The following is a 21069-nucleotide window of genomic DNA, read 5'->3' as shown; positions in this document are numbered from 1 at the left end:
AGGAGCGCCCGCTCAGCCGGCGTCGAAAGCGCCCGCGATCCAGTCGATGCGCTCCTCGACCAGCACGACATCGAAGCGGCATGGCGGCAGCACGCGCAGGCGGCTGATGTAGTGCCGCGCCGCGAAGATGATGCGGCGCTGCTTCACGCCGGTGATGCTGCCGCCGGCGCCGCCGTGCGTCGCACTGGAACGGCCCCGGACCTCGACGAAGACCAGCGTGCCGTCGCGCGGATCGCGCATGATCAGGTCGATCTCGCCGCCGCCGCGCCCCGGGGTTCGATAATTGCGCGCGACCAGCCCGAGGCCGGCCGCCTGCAGGTGCTCGAGTGCGGCGTCCTCGGCCGCGTCACCACGCTGCTTGGTCGTCGCCAGCGATGCCCGCCCTGCTGCCTTGTTCTGGAGATAAGCCATTGACTTCCATCGCTCCCGCCTCGTTCGGCGCCGCCCTGCTCGCCGCCCGCGATGCCGCGGGTTCGCAGCATTATCCGCAGGCCACGCTCTACGTGGTCGCGACACCGATCGGCAATCTGGCGGACATCACGCTGCGCGCGCTGCACGTCCTGCAACTGGTGGATGCGGTCGCTTGCGAAGACACGCGCCACACGCAGAGCCTGCTGAGGGCCTACGGCATCGACCGCCCGGGCGCGCAGCTGCTGGCGCTGCACCAGCACAACGAGAGCGAGGCGGCGCAGTCGGTGATCGCCCGGCTGGCCGCGGGCGAGCGCATCGCCTATGTCAGCGACGCCGGCACGCCGGGCGTGAGCGACCCGGGTGCGCGGCTGGTGGCCGCAGTGCGTGAGGCCGGCCATCGCGTGCTGCCGCTGCCGGGCGCCAGCAGCGTGACGACGCTGGTCGGCGCCGCCGGCCTGGTCGCCGCCGGCGATCCGGGCAGCGGCTTCGTGTTCGCCGGCTTCCTGGCGAGCAAGGCCGGCGAGCGCGATGCCGCGGTGCTGCGGCTGGCCGACGAGCCGCGCAGCGTGGTGCTGCTGGAGGCGCCGCACCGCATCGAGGCGCTGGCACGCTCGCTGGCCAGCCTGGGCGAGCGCAAGGTCACGGTCGGCCGCGAGCTCACCAAGCAGTTCGAGGAGATCGCGACCGTCGCCGCCGCCGCCCTGCCCGACTGGTTCGCCGCCAGCCGCGACCGGACGCGCGGCGAATTCGCGCTGGTGCTGCACCCCCGGTCCGCGGCGGTCGACGACGGTGCCGAGGGCGAGCGCGTGCTGCGCCTGCTGCTGGCCGAGCTGCCGGTGAAGAGCGCGGTACGCGTCGCGGCCGAGATCAGCGGCGCCCCGCGCAACGCACTCTACGAAGCCGCGCTGCGCCTGCGCAAGGACGGGGACGGGGACGAGGCCGTCGCCCCGTAGCGCGACCGCCGACCCGCTGGCATCAGCCGTCGAGCTCGGGGTAGGCGCGGAAGATGCCGTCCTCGTTGAAGGCGATCCGCCGCGAGCTGTGAAGGTAGTCGTGAATGCGCTGCCGGCGGGCCACATTGGCATGCAGCTTCGCGACGGCCGGCGCGTCGGCCAGCGCACGGGCGGCGGCCGTGGGGAATGCATAGCGCAGCCCCGCGACCAGCTGGAACAGCGAGAGATCGGCGTAGGTCAGGACGTTGCTGACGAGGTGCAAGTCGCCGGCCGGATTGCGCTTCAGAATTTTCTCGAACCAACCAAGAAATTTCGGAATTCGCTCCTCCCTGAAGGCCTTGGCGCGGGCCAGCGCCGCTTCGCGCTGGTCCTCGTAGTAGAGCCCGGTCGACAAGGGGTGGTGCGTGTCGTGCGCTTCGGCCACGCAGTCGGCAATGGTCAGCTGCAGTTGGTGCGTCCAGAGGCCGTCGGCCTCGCCCACGCCGGCCAGCCCGAGCCGCGGCCCGAGGTACAGCAGGATCGCCGCCGTCTGGCCGACCACGATGTCGCCGTCGACCAGGAAGGGCGGCGCGAACGCGGGGCGGGGATTGTCCGGATCGTCGAGCCGGCGGCCCAGGCGCGACTCGCCGCCGCCCTTCGCGGGCGGTTCGCGCGCCACGTCGACGTAGGCGGCGCCGGCGGCCTCGAGCGCGAGACGCACGAATTCGCCGCGACCCTGGATCGTGGGCCAGTAGTGGAGCTGATAGGCCAAGCGTCCTCCGGATGAAGGTTTGGGGGGATTCCAAGCATACGGGGCCGAGCGCCGCAGCGGCCGCTAAACTCCGGCCCCATGCTTGCTTCGGCCACCCTTCGCCTGCTGCGGCCCGCCGCCACGATCCCGCCTCGCGCGGCGATCGCGGCCGCGTGCGCGCGCCGCGCGTCGCGTGCCCTGTTGCCGGACCTCCAGCCGGCCGCAGATTCCTAGGCCCGGCAGTCCGCTTCTTCCCCTTTCAGCGCGAACCTCGACCGCCGGGCATCCCAGCCGCGCATCAGCGACCGCCTCCCCGGGGGCCGGTTCGCGTTCGACCGGAGAAGCTCCTCGTGATCCTCACGCTGCCCCTCGCGCTGCCACCCTGGCTGTCGCGACTCACGGAACTGCGCATCGACGTCCACCATGGCCCCAAGAGGCTCGACGGCGAGATCGCTTCCATCTACGACCGCATCCGCAAGCCGGGCGACCGGCTGCACGGCATTCCGCGGATTCCGCTGGACGACCCCGACCTGGTGATCCGCCATCGCGAGGCCGATGGCGAGTTCTATGTCTATGTCGAGGACGTCCGCCGCCGGCAGCTGGCCGGCTACACGGTCTTCAACCGCCTGATCGAAGTGCATCGGCGCGCCGACCGCTACGTGCGCGCCCCGCACTCCAAGTACGACCCGCAGTACCAGCGGCGCGGGCTGGCCACCGCCATCTATCGCTGGGGGCTGGATGCGGGCCTGTGCATGCTCACCGGTGCGCGCCAGTCGCCTGCCGCCCATGCGCTGTGGCACAAGCTCGCCGCCCAGTACGAGCTGGGCTACGTCGACCTGCGCGACAAGACCTTGACCTATCTGGGCCCCGAGATCTCGCCGCAAGTGCTGGGCGACCTGCACACGCGCATGCTGCTGCTGGGCCGCGGCTGGACGCTCGGCAAGTTCTCGGCGGCCGCCGGGATGCGCTGAGCGCGTGCGGCGCCGGGAATCAGTTGCGCACGATCGCGTAGGCGGCCACGCCCGCGACCACGCCGGTGCGGCGTGCGCGGTCGCGCGCGCGCATCTCGTCATCCCAGCGGCGGCGGTCGCATTCCCAGGTGTTGCCGGTGATCCAGAGGCAGTCGGCATGGCGCTGGTCGGCCCGGTTGCGCTCCGCCGAGCCCGCGATTCCGCCGGCCACCACGCCCGTCACCACGCCGGCACGCTGCGCGTCGCGCCGGTTGTGCCAGTCGTTGTTCCAGTGGTTGTTGTTCCAGCCGCTGTTCCAGTGATGGGGCGGCGGGCGATGCCGCGAGCCGTGGCGCTGCGCGTCGGCCGTGCCCGCTGCGAGCACCAGCGCCACCATGGCCAGGGCCCGCAGGGCCTTGCCAGTGCTCATGGGTGGGCTCATGGCTTTTGCACCAGGTCGACGATGCGCGTGGCTGCCGGATCGGCGGCGGCGGCGCATTCCTTGCCGAGCCGGGCGACCTGGGTGCTGATCCATTCGCGCGTCAGCTTGCCGATCGCGGGCCCGTTGCGGCCGGTGAGGTAGCCGTGCAGCCACACCATGCCGTTGCCGAGGTAGTCCTGCGCCTCGATGGCCCGCCGCCGCCGCGCCTCCGAGGCGTTCGCGCCCGGCAGCACCTGGGATGCCGCGGCGTTGAAGTCGGCGCACGAGAGCGTCGAGGCATCGTCCGCCACGGCGGGCGCCTGCGCCATCGCGGCCTGTCCCATGAAGAGGAATCCGATCGCTGCCAAAGCCTTGAGTCGATGCATGTCTGGTGCTCCTTGGGCGGGCCGATCATCTTAAGGGCGTGTTCACCCTGTTTCCAGGGTCGCGATGGCGCAGAATCCAGGCCGATGCGCTTGACGACAGTCCAGATCCTGGCCGGGCTACTGCTGCTGCTCTCCGGCCCGGCTTCGGCCCAGGACCCGGTGCTGGTGCAGGCCCTGGCGCGCAAGAACGGCTGCATGGCCTGCCACGGCATGGTCCACAAGCAGGTCGGCCCGGGCTTCGCGCAAGTGGCGGAACGCTATCGCGACGACCCCACGGCGCCGGGCCGGCTCGCCGGCCGGATCCGCGACGGCAGCGTCGGCACCTGGGGCCGCGTCATCATGCCGCGGCAGTCGCAGCTGAGCGAAGCACAGGCGAAGCTGCTCGCGCAATGGGTGCTGGTGCAGCCGCCGCCGTGAAGCGCCCCGGACCTCCCCCCCATTGATGAGGCGGTCCGCCATCGAGCCAGACCACAATGCCCTCAGCACAACAGAGGGGAAGCGATGAGCAGCGGGGCCGATGCGCAGGTATCCATCGAATACGACGCATCCCGCGACGCACTGAATCATCCGGAGAGGCGGCCGACGGTATTCGGAGAGGGCACGACGCTCACGCTCTCGGGGCTCGCGGTCGAGGCGGCGCGGCTGGCCTACCTGCGCGCCGAATCCGATGCGGGCGAATCACGCCGGCTGGGGGAGGCACTGCAGCTGGCGGGCTTTGGCGCGCCTGCCACTTTTTTCGACCTCGCCACGGGCGCCTATGCGTACGCATCGCTGCGTCCCGGCGACGGGCTGGCGATGCTCGCCTTCCGCGGCGCCCAGCCCGACGAACCGAAGAGCGTCATGGCGGACCTGGCGTCCGTGCCGGCGCCCTGGGCCGGCGGCCAAGTGCATGCGGGATTCTGCCGCGCGGCCGAGTCGCTGGAGACGCAAGTGCTGAAGTGGCTGGCCAACGGCGCTTCGCATCGGAGGCGGCTGCTGCTGTGCGGCCACAGCCTGGGCGCCGCCATGGCGACGATCTTCGCCGCCCTGGTCGAACCCACGCACGTCATCACGATCGGTTCGCCGCGCGTGGGCGACATGGACTTCGTCGGATCGCTGCCGGCACAGGCGATGACCCGCATCGTGAACTGCGCCGACATCGTGCCGACCCTGCCGCCACGCATCACGCCGTACCACCACGTCGGCCATCTGCTCTACATCGACCGGGACGGCCTGCGGCACGAGAACCCGGACACCCCCTTCGTGCTCAGGGACCGCATCGCCGGACAGGCCGGATACGCCGCGCGACTCGTCGCCGAGCCGGGCGACCTGCCGCTGCGGTCGCTGGCGGACCATTCGCCGGTCAACTACCTGCGCGCCTTCATCTGAGCTGGCGCCCGCTGCAGGCCCTTCAGTCGATGCGCTGCGGCCAATTGCCGCCCTTGCCCCGCTGCTCCGCCGATGTGTAGCAGGTGATCCTCTTGAAGCCGACGCAGAAGTCGGCATCGCAGACCCGGCCATCGGAGGCCAGCCGCGTCGGGCGCGCCGGCTCGGTGTCGAAGCGCAGCGAGCGCTCGTAGCCTTGCGCACGACAGTAGGTGTCGGCGGCCATCTTGCCGCAGTACCGGCCCCAGACGTAGCACTGGTCGAGACGCGCGAGTTTCTTGTAGGTGGGGTGGTTGAAGCTGCCTTCGAGCGCGAAGGACGAGGTCGTCGCGAGCGTGCACACCGCGAGCGATGCGAACGCCCTGAATGCGCCGGACCACGGCTGGCCGGTGTGTCTCATGACTGCCTCCCGGGAGTGACCGATGCCTGAAGCCTAGGGCAGGCGATGCCGGATTTCCAGGCCGCCCCAGCGCCCGGCTCACCCCGATGGAGGAGCTCGCCGCCTCGGGGGCCGGTGGCATCGGGCGCCTCGCGACTTGACTACCATCGAGCGACGACCACCCCCCGGAGCTCCCCTTGTCATCCAAAGTGTTTCGCGTCGCCCTTTCCGCTTCGGCCGCCGCGCTCGGCAGCATCGCGGCCTACTGGTCACTGCTGGCGCTGCGCCAGGGACACATCCTGTTCGACGCCCGCAAGCATCCCGTGGTCCACCTGTCCGACGACTTCTCCACGTACTCCCACACCGTGCCCGGCGGGATGGTCCGCGGCTACGTCTACCACCCCCAGGGCGAGGACGCGCTGCAGGACCTCTTCATCTATTTCGCCGGCCGGGGCGAGGACGTCCGCGCCACGGCGCAGGCGCTGCACTGGCTGCCGGAGGGGTTCGGATTCGCTGCGCTCAACTACCGGGGCGTGGCGGACTCGGAAGGCCATCCCTCCGAGATCGCCTCCGTCACCGACGCCTGCCAGTTCGCCAACCACCTGCGCCGGGCCTTGCCGCATGCACGCCTGCATGTGGTCGGCCGAAGCCTGGGGACGGGCGTGGCGATACAGCTCGTGGCACGGCAGGATTTCGCCAGCCTGCAGCTGGTGACGCCGTACGACTCGATGCTGGAAGTCGCGAAGAAGCGCTTCCCGCTGGTGCCGCTGTCACTGTTGCTGCGCCATCAGTTCAACTCCCTGGCCCACAGCAAGGAGGTGGCGGCGAAAACCCAGGTCCTGCTGGCCGAGCAGGACGATGTCGTGCTTCCGGAGCGCTCGCAGAAGCTCATCGCCGCCTGGCCGACGCCGATCTCGGTGCAGACCGTCCCCGGCTCCGACCACCGCAGCATCATGGGCCTCGAAGCGACCTGGCTTCACCTGGTCGACTTCGCGCTGACGGCCGTGCTCCCGGAGCCGCTGCGCGATTCACGCGCCTGAGGGCTGCGGCGCGGCTACGCCGTCCGGGCCTTCAGAACACCGCCGGCGCGCACGAAGTTGCCGCCGCCCAGGTGATGGATGGTCTGCAGATCGGCGTTGTGCTCGCTGAAGCGCCAGTGCCCGCCGGCAAAGATGCGCGCATCCGCCGCCGCGGCCACCACCTCGCCGAAGCAGGTGTCGTAGGCGTCCTCGGCATGCGGCTCCCGGATCAGGCGGCATTCGAGCCAGGCGGCGCAGCCCGCCTGCGGAACAGGCATGCCCAGCACCGGGCCGCGGCCTGCCTCGATGCCGTAGTGCGCGAACTTGTCGAGCGTGCGGCCGCTCGTGTTGCCGATGGCGTAGGTCAGGTCGACGAGCGTCGCGCCCGGCAGGCAGATGGCGAAGGCGCCGCTGGCCATCACGAGTTCGCGTGTGTGGGTGTTCTTGTCGATCACCACCGCGATGCGCGGCGGCGTGAACTCCACCGGCATCGACCAGGCGGCCGCCATGACGTTGCGGCGGGCGCCGTCGGCACTCGTCACCCACACGGTCGGCCCGTGGTTGACGAGGCGGCTCGCATGCTCGAGGGCGACCGGCAGGTAGTGGTTCATCGTGCAATCTCGTGAGGCAGCCGCCATTGTCCGCGCTCTGCGACCCGGTCGATTCATCGGGAATCGTGTTGCTGAGCACGAAAACATATCGCTTTCGATCATGAGCGTCGCTGCTTAGAGTCGTGGCATCGTTCACACCGCGCCGCAATGACATCCATGACCACGACCCCCACGCCGATCCCCTTCCACCTGGCCTTTCCCGTGCGCGACATTGCCGAGGCCCGCGCCTTCTATGGCGAATTGCTCGGCTGCCCGGAAGGCCGCAGCGCGCCCGAATGGGTCGACTTCAATTTCTACGGCCACCAGATCGTGGCGCACCTGGCCCCCGACGAATGCGGCCACCGGCAGCACAGCCCCGTCGATGGCCACGACGTGCCGGTGCGCCATTTCGGCGCCGTGCTGCCGATGGACCAGTGGCAGGCCCTGGCCGACAAGCTGATCGCGCGCAAGACCGACTTCGTCATCGAGCCCTACATCCGCTTCAAGGGCGAGCCGGGCGAGCAGGCGACCATGTTCTTCCTCGATCCTTCGGGCAACGCGCTCGAATTCAAGTCGTTCGCGAACCTGGACGCGTTGTTCGCCGTCTGACCGCGGCGGCCTCGCGCAGGCTGCGGGCGAATTGCACGACGATCGGCGGGCTCGACCGCGACTTGCGCTGGAGCAGGCCGATCTCGCGATGGAAAGTCGATGCGCCCAGCGACACCGCGCGCACGCCGGCGGGCAGCGGCAGATGCGCCTCGACCAGCGGCACCAGAGCGACGCCAAGGCCTTTCGCCGCCAGATGGATCAGCCCCGCGATTTCGTCGACCTCGATCGCATCGTCGACCGACAGGCCTTCGCGGCGCAGAAACGCTTCGACCATCCGGCCGCCGAAGGACGCCCGGTCATAGCGCAGGAAGGGCTGCGCCTCGATGAGCTGCCGCCAATCCCTGCCGGGCAAGCCCTTCGGCGCGATGAGCACATAGGGCTCTTGCACCAGGGGCTGCCAGCTCATGTCGGGCAGCGTGCCGAACGGCGGCCGGATGATCAGCGCGGCATCGATCTGGCCGGCATCGAGCTCGTCCATCAGGCGCATCGACACGCCGGGCGACACATGGACCCGAACCAGCGGCAGCGCCTTGCGGAATCCTTCGAGCGCGCGTGCGAGAAGGGTCGGCTGCGCCGACGCGATGGCCCCGACGCGCAGCAGTCCGCGGGTGGAGTGGTCGCTGGGCGGGTCGCCGAGCCTGGCGTAGAGGGCGCAGATCTCCTCCGCCCGGGCCAGCGTGGTCTGGCCCGCGGCGTTGAGAGTGGCGGAGCGCCCGGTGCGGTCGAAGAGCGCGAAGCCAAGCGATTCCTCGAGCCGCCTGATCTGGCTGCTGACCGCCGACTGCGTGAGGCCGATGTGCTCGCCCGCGGCCGCGAAGGTGCCGTGCCGGCACACGGCGATGAAGGTCTTGAGTTCGCTGATCACCGAGCGAGCATCTCAAGGATCGATGCTCGGGTCAACGATGCATCGATATCCGTCATCGATGCAGGCGTGCCGCCGACTGCCCGCCGAGGCGCAGCCGGCGCGCCCGGAGGGTGCTCGCCCTATTTCGCCTTGGCGGCCGGCCTGACGCTCAAGGCCACGGATTCGGTGATGTTCGCCACCACCTGGTCGCCCACCTTGACTTCACGCAGCACCTGCGGATCGCGCACATGCACGTCGACCAGCTGGCCGCTCGGCCCCCGCAGCGTGGCGACGCTCTTCTTGCGGTCGACCGCGAAGACGTTGGCGACGATGGTCGTGCGCGAGGTGGCGACGCCACCCGGCCGGGCGCCCTTCGCGGCCACCGCTGCGGATTCTGTCTCGACCCGCTCCCGAATGCCGTCGCCGCCCTTGACCAGCGCCAGCGCGATGCCGACGCGGTAGCTCAGGCGCACGCGGTCGCCGACCTTGACCTGCTCGAGGTTCCTCACGGCCGGGTCCACCCGCAGGTCGTTGATGTTGCCCTTGGGCCCCTTGATCGACACGATGCGGTTCGCGACGTCGACCGCGGTGATCTCGCCGGTGACCGAAAGCACGGCGGCACGGCCGCGGGCGTCCTCGATCTCGATGGTCTTGCGCTCGGGCGGCGTCTGCGCGGCAGCGGTGCCGGCGAAAAGGGTGATTGCGGCGCATGCCGCGAGCAATGCCTGTCTACGGAGTGTGTTCATGTTGGACCTGCGTTGATGAGGAAAGCGGCGCCACCTTACGCGCACGAAGCCCAAATGTCACTTGCACTTAAGTGCAGTCGACCCCTCTCAACCCGCTGCCCACAATGCGGCCGCGCCGATGACGAGCGCCAGCCGGCTGACCCAGTCGCGCGCCGCGAACACCACCGGATCGTCGTGCAGCGCGCCTCGAACGGCCTTGAGCCAGATGCGCATGATCCAGAACAGGAACACGGGGATCAGGACCCACAGCAAGGCCGGATTGCTGTAGCGCGCGAGCATCTGCTGATCGTTGAGATAGAGGCTCAGCACCAAGGCCGACATCTGCCCCGCTGCGACCCCTGCGCACAGCACGAGAGGAAGATCGACCGGGTGATAGTTGCGGTCCTGCGTCATCTGATAGACCTCGGCGGGCGTGCCGGACAGCTCGACGTAGCGCTTGGCCAGCGCCAGGCTGAGAAAAATGAACAGGGAGAACGACAGGATCCAGAACGAGAGCGGCAGGCCGGTGGCCGCCGCGCCAGCCGCCACGCGCACGGTGTACAGGCCGGCCAGCGAGAAGACATCGACGATGGCCCGGCGCTTCAGATAGAACGAATACGTCGTCGTCAGCACCAGGTAGATCAGCAAGACTCCCATGAACATCGGCGGCAGCAGGAGCAGCGATAGCAGCAGGGAGGCGGAGCAAAGGCCAGCGCACATCCACAGTCCGGTCGGGACCGAGATCTCGCCGGAGGCGAAAGGCCTGAACCGCTTGCGCTTGTGCCGGCGATCCGAACTCAGGTCGAGCAGGTCGTTGAGCACGTAGATGCTCGAAGCCATGAGGCCGAATGCGAAGAAGGCCACGCCGGCGTGGAAGACGACGCGCCAGTCGAGCGCATGCAGGACCGGCATGAGCGGCAGGAAGACCAGCACGTTCTTGAGCCATTGATGAACGCGCAGGGCATAGAGATACCGCTTGAGCGACACGGCTGCCGGCTTGATGTGTGCATCGAGCCGAGTCACGCTTGCCGCGCGGCGCGCCAGCCCATCGGAGCGGCTGACGACCACTGCGCTTTCCGCACCGCGCCAGACTGCGAGGTCGACCGGACGATCGCCAAGATAGCTGAAATCCTTGCCTGCAGCGTCGACTTGCATGGCCTCGAGCTTTCTTGCGCCACCCAGATTGTGTTCGCCATCGGATGCCAGCACGCCATCGAAGATGTCGAGGTGCTCCGCCACCTTGAGTGCCAGGCCGGAATCGCTCGCGGTGGCCAGCACGACGCGTCGACCGTCGGCGCGCGCATCCTGCACGAACTTGAGCACCTCCGGACGGTAGGGAAGCGTCGTGACATCGATCTCCGCGCGCGACGCCAGCTCGCGCTTGAGCGCCGCCTTGCCCTGCATCAGCCACCGGGGCAGATGCAGGAACGCCAGGGGCTCCACGCGAACGAGGCTCAAGAGCGACTCGTGCAGCAGGTCGGTGGCGATCAACGACCCGTCCAGGTCGACATAGAGTGTGCTTGATGACGCCAATGGAACTCCCTCGAAAATGTCTGCCAACGGAGCCGGGATCGCCTCAGCTGCGAGCCAGGACGACCACGCCGATCAGGATGATCAGGATGCCGAGCACACGCATCGCCGTGAGTTGCTCGCCGAACAGCTGCCATGCGAAGACCGCCGCGATGACGTAGCCGAGCGACAACATCGGATAGGCAATGGTCACGTCCACACGGGTGAGCGCGACGACCCACAGTCCTGCGCTGACGAAATAGCACAACAGCCCCAAGGCGATCCAGGGTTGCGTCGCTGCCCCCATCACCGCCGACATCAGCGATGCGCTGCTGGTCATCGACACCGAGCCGATGGCCTTCGCTCCCGCCTTGAGCAGCAGTTGGGCTACCGAATTGAGGACCACGCCCGACAGGATGATCGAGAAAGTACCGAGGTTCATTGGAGACAGTCAGGGTGGGTGCGCCCACGTTTTTGTGCAGTGCGGCAGGTTACGAATAATACTATTGGATTCACTTTGATTGGCCAAACTGGCCGGCGAGAGGATGGTTTCGCCGCTGGCTCTCCCCGGCGATTTCGACGGCACGGGCTTTGCGTGGCTGCGGCCGCCGGTGCCGGAAAGGGAGCGCCGCCACCCTTGGACACCCGGCGTCCTTGGCATGAGCTGAAAACAAAACGTTTCATTATGTAAAGAATATCCTGTATCTTCATGCAAACAGGGAATTTGAGCCTGCGCTTGGTGCCCGTCCGTCAACTATTCCCCATCGCCCCGCCATGACCCACTCCAAGCATGCTTCGACGAACGGCAGCGGATTCGGTTTGCCTCTGCAGATTGCATGCCTGGCTGTCCTGATCACATGGTGGTCGCTGGAACTGACGGGATTCAAGTTCGGCAAGAACCTGAACGTCTTTCACATTCCCTACGTGATGCGTTTCATCGACCGGCCCGAGTTTGCCGCCGACCCATTCGTCCTGTCGCTCGAAAATTTCACGACTGCGGTATGGCCCGTGATTCGCGCGCTGGTTGACACCTTCGATGCGCGCCTGACCTTTCTTTTTGCCCACGTGGTGGTCAGGTTCGCTTCGGTCTACACCCTCCTCCTGCTGGCACAGACCTGCGGGCTGGGTCTGTGGGGCGCCACGATTTCCGCGACGCTGGTGGCCACCTCGATGGCCCTGATGCCGGATTCACCGGTGGGCCGGCATGAGATGTTTCTCGACTACTTCACCCACTCGGTAGTCACATGGCCGCTCATCTTCTTCACTTTCAGAAGCCTGGTGGCCCGGAGATTTCGCTCGGCTTCGGTGGCCCTGGCACTGACTTTCGACATCAATGCCTTCGTTGCATTGTGGATGCTGGCGGTGGCCATCTTTCAACGCGGAGAGGAGTTCTGGCGGAGCTCCGCGAAGATCAAGATCCAATCCATCGCGTTGTTTCTCCTGATCGTCGCTCCCGTGGCCGTCTGGATCCTGAGTTCCATCGCCCATACCGGCGCCGCTACCCCGTTCAGCTACAAGCAGTACATCGGGGAGTATTTTCCAGATCACTTCCTGGTGGAAGCGGCATCGAGGGCGTCTTTGATTCGCGTCGGCCTCTACTTTCTCGCCGCCTGGTTCGCTTCCGGCCTGTTGCGAGATCCGGGCTTCTGGCGCCGGGGCATCGCCTGCCTGCTGCTAATCTTCCTTGCTGGCTGCGCGGCGCCCCAATTTCTGGATGCGCGCCTGATCTTCAATCTGCACCTGCTGAGATCCGAAGGCGTCCTGACCGCGACCAGCTTGATCGTCCAGAGCATGGCCTTCATGGCGATCATGTCCGGCGCATCGAGTCGCCTGCACAAGTTTCTGGCGATTCAGGTCGCGATCGGAACGTTCGTGCTGCCGCACAGCTTGTTCTTTGCGCTCGCCTCCACCTTGCTCTTCCTTGGGCATGCGCCGGCGATTCGGAGCTTTCTCGCCCGATGGCATGACAAGCTTGGCGGCGAGCGGCCTCGCCTGCTGTCGATGGCTTCGATCGCCATGATCGCGATCGCCACCGTGGTCATATCGTTGGCCGCCTACAGGGGAAGCGTGAGCCTGGTCCGTGCCGACAACGATCTCGATCCGGGCTGGCGCGCCATGGCCGAAGCGATCAAGCGCGAAGGCGGCAGCGGGCCGTATCTGGCCCCGCTCGGCGACGAGGCCGACCTGTTTGTCGCCCTGGCCGAACGCCGGCTATGGGTCAGCTGGAAGGAAGGCGCGGCGGTCATGTGGTACCCGGGCTTCTACGCGCAATGGTCGTCGCGCTGGAAAGCGCTGCGTGAGCTGCATTCACCGGAGCAACTGCTGGCGTACGCCAAGGCCCATGGGATTCCCGAGGTGATACTGAAAGACCCGGCGCAAGCCTGCGGCGACGGATACAAGCCCAGACTCAAGACCGACGGCTACCTGTGGTGCAGCTCGTCGTCATAGCGCACACCGGGCCGAAGCGGCGGCCTTTTCACATCGACGCGCGACTGCCATACTTGCATCGAATCCTTTTGGATGCCGCGGAGCTCCTTCGCCTTCGCCGTTCTTGTCGTTCTCGCGCTTTTGCCATGGCTCGCGAGGCCGGTTTCCTGTGCCTCGCCCGGGAACGACCATGCGACTCTCGACATCCCGGCCCCGCCGGAGCCTGCCGTCATCGCGACTGCGGACTGGGAGGGCCTCCGGCGCGACACCTGGTACTTCGTGGGCTACCAGGCCGTGACGGTCGCGGCGCTCAGCGCGATGCCCTCCGAGCAAACCAATTTCGACCGCAGCGGCGTCAGCTTCTCCAAGTGGCGCGACAACGTCACGAACCCGGTCTGGGACCGGGACGATCATGTCGTCAACTACGTGCTCCATCCCTATTGGGGTGCGGCGTACTACATCCGGGCCCGGGAGCGCGGCCTGGACCGCTGGCAGTCCCTGGGCTACTCGGCGCTGCTTTCGGCGGTCTATGAATTCGGGGCCGAGGCCATGTTCGAGCCGGTTTCGTACCAGGACCTGATCGTCACGCCGCTGGTGGGCTGGCTGCTCGGGGAGTACGTTTTCTCGCCCATCCGCGAGTCGATCAAGGCGAAGCCGGGCGATCCCGACACCCTGGACCAGGTCGCGCTGGTTCTCACCGACCCCCTGGGCGCGCTCAATGACCTGACCGACCGAATCTTCGGCGTCGAGACGCAAGTCAGCCTGGCGCCGATCGGGCCCTCGGGGCCCGGGGCGACGGCCGCGCTGGCCGATGCCCAGGGTCGACTGCCAGCGCCGCATCGCCCGGGCCCGCGGGCGGTGGCCTGGGGCCTCCATCTGCAGGTACGCTGGTAGGCGATAGCCGCGGCCGGACCGGCCATGCCGGGGTCGGGGCACCCATGGAAAAGGCCGGAAGCATTTGCATGCTTCCGGCCTTGGATTTGGTCCCGCCGCCAGGAATCGAACCTGGATCTCAGCCTTCGGAGGGCCGAATTCTATCCGTTGAAATACAGCGAGAAAGTCTTCCGGAATATCGGAAGCTCTCCATTATCGCCGATCAGGAAGGGTCTCCCGCGGGCCGGGTGAATCCGAGCCCCGCGAGGTACACCCGAAAGGCCTGGCGCCCGGTTGCCACGAGGTCGAAGGCAGCCGGGTCGAGCAGCCAGTTCTGGATCAGCCCGCTGATCAGCGCATGCAGGCCCTGCGCCGCCGCCGGCGCCGGAATGGGCAGCCGCTTGCGGGTGCGGCGGGCGTCGGCCACCATCGCCTTCTCGAACTCGACCACGCAGCCGTTGCGCGCCGACAGGTGGCGCTGCTGCACCGACTCCATGTCGTGGGTGTACTCGACCTTGTGGGTCGCGATGTCGAACACGCGGCGCACCTGCATGTCGGTGGTCATGAGCTTCAGGGCCTCGACCATCTGGTGCTCGACCTCGTCCATGGGCTCGGCACCGGTGCCTGCCGATGCCCTGGCCACCTCGGCCTCCAGCGGCAGCGTGACGCGGTCCATCATGGCGTTGAAGAGCGCGGCCTTGTCCTTGAAATGCCAGTAGATCGCCCCCCGGGTCGCTCCCGCCTGGTGCGCAATTTGCTGCAGGGAGGTCTGCGACACGCCCTGGGCCTGGAACAGCACTTCCGCCGCGTCGAGCAGGCGATTGCGCGTCTCCAGGGCTTCTTCCTTGGTGCGTCTGACCATTTTTTTGAACCCCCTTCCTAAAATCCATCGGCCTGGCAAGGTCGCGACTATACATCCATGAATGTATGTAAACTAGAGGCCTTTTGCCGATAGTCAAGATCGCCGCGTTGCTTTAGGCACTCGCGCGGTCACGCCTCCGTCTTCTGTCCTCCCTTCAAAGGAATCACATGCCCGACTTGCATGTCTCGCGTCATTCGTTGTTCTCTCCGCGCCTCGCGGCCGTGGCCGCCGCCTCCGTCATGCTGCTCGCGCTGACCGCCTGCGGCAAGAGCGAGGGCCAGAACGGCGCCGGCGGCGCGGGCGCCCATCCGGCGCCCGAAGTCGGCGTGGTGATCGCCAAGCCGACCAACGTCGGGCTGGTGACCGAGCTTCCGGGCCGGCTCGAATCCACGCGCGTGGCCGAGGTCCGTGCCCGCGCCGCGGGCATCCTGCTGCAGCGCGTGTTCCAGGAAGGCAGCGACGTCAAGGCCGGCCAGGTGCTGTTCCGCATCGACCCCGCCCCCTACGCCGCCGCCGCGCAAAGCGCCGAGGCCAGCCTGCAGCGCGCCGAGGCCAATGCGGTGCAGGCCCGGGCCCTGGCCCAGCGCTACAAGCCGCTGGTCGACGCCAATGCGGTCAGCAAGCAGGAATACCTGAACGCGGTGGCGGCGGCGAAGACCGCCGAGGCCGACATCGCGGTCAGCCGCGCCGCCCTGCAGACCGCGAAGATCAACCTGGGCTACGCCACCGTGACGGCGCCGATCTCGGGCCGCATCGGCCGCTCGCTGGTGACCGAGGGCGCGCTGGTGGGCCAGAGCGGCGACGCCACGGCGCTGGCCGTGATCCAGCAGATCAATCCGCTGTACGTGAACTTCACGCAATCCGCCACCGAGGTGCTGCGGCTTCGCCGCGCGCTGCAGGACGGCCAGTTCAAGCACGCCCCCGGCGGCGAGGCGGCCAGCGTGCGCATCGTGCTCGAGGACGGCTCCGAATACGCGCAGCCCGGCCGGCTGCTGTTCTCCGACCTGACGGTCGACCAGACCACGGGCCAGATCACGCTGCGCGCCGAGGTCCCGAATCCGAAGGGCGAGCTGCTGCCGGGCCTGTACGTGCGCGTGCGGCTCGAGCAGGCCCAGGCGACCAACGCGATCACCGTGCCGCAGCAGGCCGTGACCCGGACCCAGCAGGGCGACACGCTCACCGTGGTGGGCGCCGACGGCAAGCTCAGCAAGCGCACCGTGAAGATCAGCGCCGCCCAGAACAACCAATGGGTGGTGCTCGACGGCCTGAAGGCCGGCGAGCAGGTGATGGTCGACGGCTTCCAGAAGCTGCAGATGATGCCGCCCGGCACGCCGGTGAAGGCGGTGCCGTGGACCGGGCCGCAGGGCGCCGCCACCCCGGCGCCGGCTGCTTCCGCTGCGGCCGCACCGGCTGCGGCCGCGAAGTAAGGAGCCCGCCCGCATGGCCAAGTTCTTTATCGACCGTCCGATCTTCGCGTGGGTGATCGCGCTGTTCATCCTCGTGGTGGGCGGCGTCGCGATCACGCAGCTGCCGATCGCCCAGTACCCGCCGGTGGCTCCGCCGGCCATCGTCATCAACGCCGCCTACCCCGGCGCTTCTGCGCAGACGCTCGAGGACAGCGTGCTGTCGGTGATCGAGCGCGAGATGAACGGCTCGCCCGGCATGATCTACATGGAGTCGGTGGCCCAGGCCGACGGCACCGGCGCGATCACGATCAGCTTCGCGCCCGGCACCGACGCCGACCTGGCGCAGGTGGACGTGCAGAACCGGCTCTCGCGCGCCACGCCGCGGCTGCCCGCGGCGGTGACGCAGCAGGGGGTGCGGGTCGACAAGTCGCGATCCAACTTCCTGCTGTTCACGATCCTGTCGTCCGACAACCCGGCCTATGACCCGATCGCGCTGGGCGACTATGCGGCACGCAACGTGGTGCCCGAGCTGCAGCGGGTGTCCGGCATCGGCCAGGCGCAGCTGTTCGGCACCGAGCGGGCGATGCGGGTCTGGATCGACCCGGCGAAACTGCAGGGCTTCAACCTGTCGTCGGCCGACGTCACCAACGCCATCAAGGCGCAGAACGCGCAAGTGGCCTCGGGCACCATCGGCGACCTGCCGAACGTGGCCGGCCAGGCGATCGCGGCCACGGTGGTGGTCAACGGCCAGCTCACCAATGTCGAGCAGTTCGGCAACATCGTGCTGCGCGCCAACACCGACGGCTCGGCCGTGCGGCTGCGCGACGTCGCCCGCATCGAGCTCGGCGGCCAGGCCTACTCGACCTCGGCGCGCCTGAACGGCGAACCGGCGGTCGGCATCGGCGTCCAGCTGGCCCCCAGCGGCAATGCGCTCGAATCGGCCAAGCTGGTGCGCGCCAAGATGGAGGAGCTCTCGCGCTTCTTCCCGCAGGGCGTGAAGTGGGAGATCCCGTACGACAGCTCGCGCTTCGTCAAGATCTCGATCTCGCAGGTGGCCGAGACGCTGGTCGAGGCCGTGGTGCTGGTGTTCCTGGTGATGTTCCTGTTCCTGCAGAACTGGCGCTACACCATCATCCCGACCATCGTGGTCCCGATCGCCCTGCTGGGTACCTTCGCGGTGCTGCTGGCGCTGGGCTTCTCGATCAACGTGCTGACCATGTTCGGCATGGTGCTGGTGATCGGCATCGTGGTCGACGACGCCATCGTGGTGGTCGAGAACGTCGAGCGCATCATGAGCGAGGAAGGGCTTCCACCGCTGGAGGCCACGCGCAAGGCGATGAAGCAGATCTCGGGCGCCATCATCGGCGTGACCGTGGTGCTGATCTCGGTGTTCGTGCCGCTGGCCTTCTTCGCCGGCTCGACCGGCAACATCTACCGCCAGTTCTCGGCGGTGATGGTGGCCTCGATCGGCTTCTCGGCCTTCATGGCGCTGTCGCTCACGCCGGCGCTGTGCGCAACCCTGCTGAAGCCGGTGGAAGCCGGCCACCACCACGAGAAGAAGGGCTTCTTCGGCTGGTTCAACCGCGGCTTCACGCGCACCGCCAAGGGCTACGAGGGCATGGTGTCGCGCATCCTGCGGCGCGCCCTGCGCTACATGGTGATCTACGTCGCGATCATCGGCGTCGTCGTGATCGCCTACCTGCGCGTGCCGACCTCCTTCCTGCCGCAGGAAGACCAGGGCAACATCATCGTCAACGTGCAGCTGCCGCCGGGTGCGACCCAGGAGCGCACGCTCGACGTCATGAAGCAGGTCGAGGCCTTCATCCTCAAGCAGCCCGAAGTGCAGAGCATGGTGGGCGTGATGGGCTTCAGCTTCTCGGGCCAGGGCCAGAACGCCGGCCTCGCCTTCGTGACGCTGAAGGACTGGCACGAACGCAAGGGTCCCGGCGAGTCGGCCGATGCGCTGGCCGGCCGCGCCTTCGGTGCGCTGTCGGGCGTGCGCGATGCCTTCATCTACCCGCTGAGCCCGCCGCCGATCCCGGAACTGGGCAACGCCAGCGGCATCACCTTCCGGCTGCAGGACCGCTCCGGCGCCGGCCACGAGGCGCTGGTCAACGCGCGCAACCAGCTGCTGGGGATGGCCTCGCAGAGCAAGATCCTGACGCAGACGCGGCCCGACGGCCTCGAGGACGCGCCGCAGCTGCAGATCGACATCGATCGCGACAAGGCGAATGCGCTGGGCGTGACCTTCGACGCCATCAACACGACGCTGTCGACCGCGCTCGGATCGAGCTACGTCAACGACTTCCCGAACCAGGGCCGCCTGCAGCGCGTGGTGGTGCAGGCCGACGCGCCGGCGCGGATGCAGCCCGACGACCTGCTCAAGCTGAACGCGGCCAATGCCCAGGGCAAGCCGGTGCCGCTGTCGGCCTTCGCGACCACGCGCTGGATCACCGGCGCGCAGCAGACGGTGCGCTACAACGGCTACCCCGCGATGCGCATCAGCGCCAGCGCGGCGCCGGGCTTCAGCACCGGCGCGGCGATGGCCGAGATGGAGAAGCTCGCAGCCCAGCTGCCGGCCGGCTTCGGCTACGAATGGACCGGCCAGTCGCGCGAAGAAAAGCTCGCCGGCTCGCAGGCCATCATCCTGTACGGCTTCGCGATCCTGGCGGTGTTCCTGTGCCTGGCCGCGCTGTACGAGAGCTGGTCGATTCCGCTGGCGGTGATCCTGGTGGTGCCCCTGGGCGTGCTGGGCGTGCTGCTGGCGACCCTGTTGCGGGCCTACTCCAACGACGTGTACTTCCAGGTCGGGCTGATCACGATCATCGGCCTGTCGGCAAAGAACGCGATCCTGATCATCGAGTTCGCGAAGGACCTGCAGGCGCAGGGCAAGGGCGCGCTCGAATCCGCGCTCGAAGCCGCCCACCTGCGGTTCCGGCCGATCGTGATGACCTCGCTGGCCTTCGGGCTGGGCGTGATGCCGCTGGTGTTCGCCTCCGGCGCGGGCTCGGCGAGCCAGCGCGCGATCGGCACCGGCGTGCTCGGCGGCATGGTCACGGGCACCACCCTGGCGGTGTTCTTCGTGCCGGTGTTCTTCGTGATCGTCCGCGGATTCTTCAAGGGCAGCGCCCGACAGCACGAGGCCGACAAGCGGCACGCCCAGGCCGCCGGCATCGAGGAAACAAAGCATGACTAAGCGATTCATCACTACCGCGCTGGCAGGCGCCGCCGCCTTGATGCTGGCGGGCTGCTCGCTGATCCCGACCTACGAGCGCCCGGCGGCGCCGGTGCCGGCCACCTTCCCCAACGCGGCGGCGGCACCGACCGCGCCCGGCCAGCCGCCGGCCGCGACCGTGGCCTGGCAGGACTACTTCACCGACCCGCGGCTGCAGCGGCTGATCCACCTCGCGCTCACGAACAACCGCGACCTGCAGGTGGCGATCCTCAACATCGAGCAGGCGCGGGCGCAGTTCCAGATCACGCGATCGGCGCTGTACCCGGCGCTCAATGCGAGCGCCAGCGGCACCCGCCAGCGGCCGTCCCTGACCGGCGAAGGCGTGAGCTCCGTCTATACGGTGGGGCTGGGCGTGACGGCCTGGGAGCTCGACTTCTTCGGCCGCGTGGCGAGCCTGAAGGATGCCGCGCTGGCCCAGTACCTGGCGACAGAGGAAGCCCGCAAGGCGACCCAGATCAGCCTGATCGCCTCCGTGGCCAATGGCTGGCTGGCGGTGCTGGGCGACGACGAGGCGCTCGAGATCACGCGCCAGACCATGGTGACGCGGGACGACTCGCTCAAGCTGACCAAGCTGCGCTTCGACAACGGCGTGGCTTCCGAGATCGACTTCCGCTTCGCCGAGGCGCAGGCCGAGACCGCGCGCGCCACCTACGCGCAGCAGCAGCGACTGCGGCTGCAGGACGAGAATGCGCTGGCGCTGCTGCTCGGCGCGCCGGTGCCGCCCGACACCATCACCGGCGGCGCCCAGGGCCTGCAGGCGCTGGCGCCGATGCCGGAGCTGCCGGCCGGCCTGCCCTCCGACCTGCTGGTCGAGCGGCCCGACATCCGCGCCGCCGAGCAGCAGCTGATCGCGGCCAACGCCAACATCGGCGCCGCGCGCGCCGCCTTCTTCCCGCGGGTCACGCTGACCACCTCGATCGGCACCACGAGCTCGGAGTTCTCCAACCTGTTCAGCAGCGGCACGAAGGCCTGGGCCTTCGCGCCGCAGATCACGCTGCCGATCTTCAATGCAGGCGCCAACCAGGCCAACCTGGATTCGGCGCGCGCGGGCCAGAAGATCGCGGTGGCGCAGTACGAGAAGTCGATCCAGTCGGCCTTCCGCGAGGTCGCCGACGCGCTCGCGGGCCGCGCCACCTACGACGAGGAACTGCGCGCCCTGGTGGCCCAGGCCAAGGCCGAGGAGACGCGCTTCCAGCTGTCGGACATGCGCTACCGCGGCGGCGTCGCCAGCGGGCTCGACCTGCTGGATGCCCAGCGCTCGCTGTTCACCTCGCAGCTGGCGACCGCACAGATCCGGCAGCAGCGGCTGCAGAACCAGGTGGTTCTCTACAAGACGCTGGGCGGCGGCTGGGCCACCAAGTGACGCTGTCCGGGG

The 21069-nt window shown here is 68.2% G+C and carries 22 protein-coding genes and 1 tRNA gene; 11 read left to right on the top strand and 12 right to left on the bottom strand.

Annotated features, from left to right (window positions below; genetic code table 11):
* Positions 1 to 12 precede the first annotated feature (12 nt).
* Positions 13 to 411: a YraN family protein gene (locus QTI45_RS07070; RefSeq protein ID WP_286653884.1), complete on the bottom strand. Its 399-nt coding sequence runs from the start codon at positions 409 to 411 to the stop codon at positions 13 to 15.
* On the opposite strand from QTI45_RS07070, the gene rsmI reads away from it, so the two are divergent.
* Positions 411 to 1364 (top strand): 16S rRNA (cytidine(1402)-2'-O)-methyltransferase, encoded by a 954-nt coding sequence (gene rsmI, locus QTI45_RS07065; RefSeq protein ID WP_286371024.1) that lies wholly within the window; start codon positions 411 to 413, stop codon positions 1362 to 1364. The two genes, QTI45_RS07070 and rsmI, sit on opposite strands and share 1 nt — an antisense overlap.
* A gap of 22 nt (positions 1365 to 1386) precedes the next feature.
* Here rsmI and QTI45_RS07060 read toward each other — a convergent pair whose 3' ends face one another.
* Complete coding sequence (locus QTI45_RS07060; RefSeq protein ID WP_286653883.1) at positions 1387 to 2115, bottom strand: glutathione S-transferase; 729 nt, start codon at positions 2113 to 2115, stop codon at positions 1387 to 1389.
* 329 nt (positions 2116 to 2444) lie between these two features.
* Here QTI45_RS07060 and QTI45_RS07055 point away from each other — a divergent pair, with 329 nt between their 5' ends.
* Positions 2445 to 3065: an N-acetyltransferase gene (locus QTI45_RS07055; RefSeq protein ID WP_286653882.1), complete on the top strand. Its 621-nt coding sequence runs from the start codon at positions 2445 to 2447 to the stop codon at positions 3063 to 3065.
* Positions 3066 to 3084: 19 nt separating this feature from the next.
* Here the strand turns inward: QTI45_RS07055 and QTI45_RS07050 are convergent, their stop codons facing one another.
* Positions 3085 to 3474, bottom strand: a complete 390-nt coding sequence (locus QTI45_RS07050) for a hypothetical protein (RefSeq protein ID WP_286371021.1) — start codon at positions 3472 to 3474, stop codon at positions 3085 to 3087.
* Positions 3475 to 3482: 8 nt separating this feature from the next.
* Positions 3483 to 3851 carry a hypothetical protein gene (locus QTI45_RS07045; RefSeq protein ID WP_286653881.1) on the bottom strand — a complete coding sequence of 123 codons (369 nt, stop codon included), beginning with the start codon at positions 3849 to 3851 and terminating at the stop codon, positions 3483 to 3485.
* Positions 3852 to 3935: 84 nt separating this feature from the next.
* Here QTI45_RS07045 and QTI45_RS07040 point away from each other — a divergent pair, with 84 nt between their 5' ends.
* Both QTI45_RS07040 and QTI45_RS07035 read left to right on the top strand, forming a co-directional pair.
* Positions 3936 to 4268, top strand: a complete 333-nt coding sequence (locus tag QTI45_RS07040) for a c-type cytochrome (protein ID WP_286653880.1) — start codon at positions 3936 to 3938, stop codon at positions 4266 to 4268.
* 84 nt (positions 4269 to 4352) lie between these two features.
* The gene (locus tag QTI45_RS07035; protein ID WP_286653879.1) at positions 4353 to 5219 is read left to right on the top strand and encodes a lipase family protein; all 867 of its coding nucleotides are present in this window, start codon (positions 4353 to 4355) and stop codon (positions 5217 to 5219) included.
* 22 nt (positions 5220 to 5241) lie between these two features.
* On the opposite strand, the gene QTI45_RS07030 is transcribed toward QTI45_RS07035, so the two are convergent.
* Positions 5242 to 5616: a hypothetical protein gene (locus QTI45_RS07030; protein WP_286653878.1), complete on the bottom strand. Its 375-nt coding sequence runs from the start codon at positions 5614 to 5616 to the stop codon at positions 5242 to 5244.
* Between the two features lie 176 nt (positions 5617 to 5792).
* On the opposite strand from QTI45_RS07030, the gene QTI45_RS07025 reads away from it, so the two are divergent.
* On the top strand, positions 5793 to 6635 hold the full coding sequence (locus QTI45_RS07025) for an alpha/beta hydrolase (protein WP_286371016.1): 843 nt from the start codon (positions 5793 to 5795) through the stop codon (positions 6633 to 6635).
* Between the two features lie 14 nt (positions 6636 to 6649).
* Here QTI45_RS07025 and QTI45_RS07020 read toward each other — a convergent pair whose 3' ends face one another.
* Positions 6650 to 7225, bottom strand: a complete 576-nt coding sequence (locus tag QTI45_RS07020; protein ID WP_286653877.1) for a flavin reductase family protein — start codon at positions 7223 to 7225, stop codon at positions 6650 to 6652.
* Between the two features lie 156 nt (positions 7226 to 7381).
* Between QTI45_RS07020 and QTI45_RS07015 the strand changes: the two genes are divergently transcribed.
* Positions 7382 to 7813, top strand: a complete 432-nt coding sequence (locus QTI45_RS07015) for a VOC family protein (protein ID WP_444813254.1) — start codon at positions 7382 to 7384, stop codon at positions 7811 to 7813.
* On the opposite strand, the gene QTI45_RS07010 is transcribed toward QTI45_RS07015, so the two are convergent.
* The 4 genes from QTI45_RS07010 to QTI45_RS06995 form a co-directional block, all read right to left on the bottom strand.
* Complete coding sequence (locus QTI45_RS07010) at positions 7773 to 8678, bottom strand: LysR family transcriptional regulator (protein WP_286653875.1); 906 nt, start codon at positions 8676 to 8678, stop codon at positions 7773 to 7775. The two genes, QTI45_RS07015 and QTI45_RS07010, sit on opposite strands and share 41 nt — an antisense overlap.
* 119 nt (positions 8679 to 8797) lie before the next feature.
* Positions 8798 to 9403, bottom strand: coding sequence for a hypothetical protein (locus QTI45_RS07005; RefSeq protein WP_286653874.1), 606 nt, complete (start codon positions 9401 to 9403; stop codon positions 8798 to 8800).
* Positions 9404 to 9490: 87 nt separating this feature from the next.
* Positions 9491 to 10915, bottom strand: a complete 1425-nt coding sequence (locus tag QTI45_RS07000) for a UbiA family prenyltransferase (protein ID WP_286653873.1) — start codon at positions 10913 to 10915, stop codon at positions 9491 to 9493.
* A 43-nt stretch (positions 10916 to 10958) separates the two neighbouring features.
* On the bottom strand, positions 10959 to 11333 hold the full coding sequence (locus QTI45_RS06995; protein ID WP_286371010.1) for a DMT family transporter: 375 nt from the start codon (positions 11331 to 11333) through the stop codon (positions 10959 to 10961).
* A gap of 332 nt (positions 11334 to 11665) precedes the next feature.
* Between QTI45_RS06995 and QTI45_RS06990 the strand changes: the two genes are divergently transcribed.
* Together QTI45_RS06990 and QTI45_RS06985 are read left to right on the top strand one after the other, a co-directional pair.
* A complete protein-coding gene (locus QTI45_RS06990; RefSeq protein ID WP_286653872.1) occupies positions 11666 to 13339 on the top strand; it encodes a hypothetical protein in 1674 nt (557 codons plus the stop codon).
* Between the two features lie 72 nt (positions 13340 to 13411).
* Entirely contained in the window at positions 13412 to 14212 is an 801-nt protein-coding gene (locus QTI45_RS06985; RefSeq protein WP_286653871.1) for a DUF3943 domain-containing protein, read from the top strand.
* Positions 14213 to 14299: 87 nt separating this feature from the next.
* Here QTI45_RS06985 and QTI45_RS06980 read toward each other — a convergent pair.
* Together QTI45_RS06980 and QTI45_RS06975 are read right to left on the bottom strand one after the other, a co-directional pair.
* A tRNA-Arg gene (locus QTI45_RS06980) sits at positions 14300 to 14374 on the bottom strand.
* Between the two features lie 40 nt (positions 14375 to 14414).
* Positions 14415 to 15053, bottom strand: coding sequence for a TetR family transcriptional regulator (locus tag QTI45_RS06975; RefSeq protein ID WP_286371006.1), 639 nt, complete (start codon positions 15051 to 15053; stop codon positions 14415 to 14417).
* 167 nt (positions 15054 to 15220) lie between these two features.
* On the opposite strand from QTI45_RS06975, the gene QTI45_RS06970 reads away from it, so the two are divergent.
* Genes QTI45_RS06970 through QTI45_RS06960 form a run of 3 tightly spaced genes read left to right on the top strand, consistent with a single transcriptional unit; the run spans position 15221 to position 21057 of the window.
* Positions 15221 to 16480: an efflux RND transporter periplasmic adaptor subunit gene (locus tag QTI45_RS06970; protein WP_286371005.1), complete on the top strand. Its 1260-nt coding sequence runs from the start codon at positions 15221 to 15223 to the stop codon at positions 16478 to 16480.
* Positions 16481 to 16493: 13 nt separating this feature from the next.
* A complete protein-coding gene (locus QTI45_RS06965; protein ID WP_286371004.1) occupies positions 16494 to 19655 on the top strand; it encodes an efflux RND transporter permease subunit in 3162 nt (1053 codons plus the stop codon).
* Complete coding sequence (locus QTI45_RS06960) at positions 19648 to 21057, top strand: efflux transporter outer membrane subunit (protein ID WP_286371003.1); 1410 nt, start codon at positions 19648 to 19650, stop codon at positions 21055 to 21057. The genes QTI45_RS06965 and QTI45_RS06960 overlap by 8 nt, the downstream gene beginning before the upstream one ends.
* Positions 21058 to 21069 lie beyond the last annotated feature (12 nt).

Source organism: Variovorax saccharolyticus, from assembly GCF_030316765.1.
GTDB classification, from domain to species: domain Bacteria; phylum Pseudomonadota; class Gammaproteobacteria; order Burkholderiales; family Burkholderiaceae_C; genus Variovorax; species Variovorax saccharolyticus.
The sequence above is the reverse complement of the archived record's forward strand: the minus strand, read 5'-3'. Positions and strand labels throughout refer to the sequence as shown.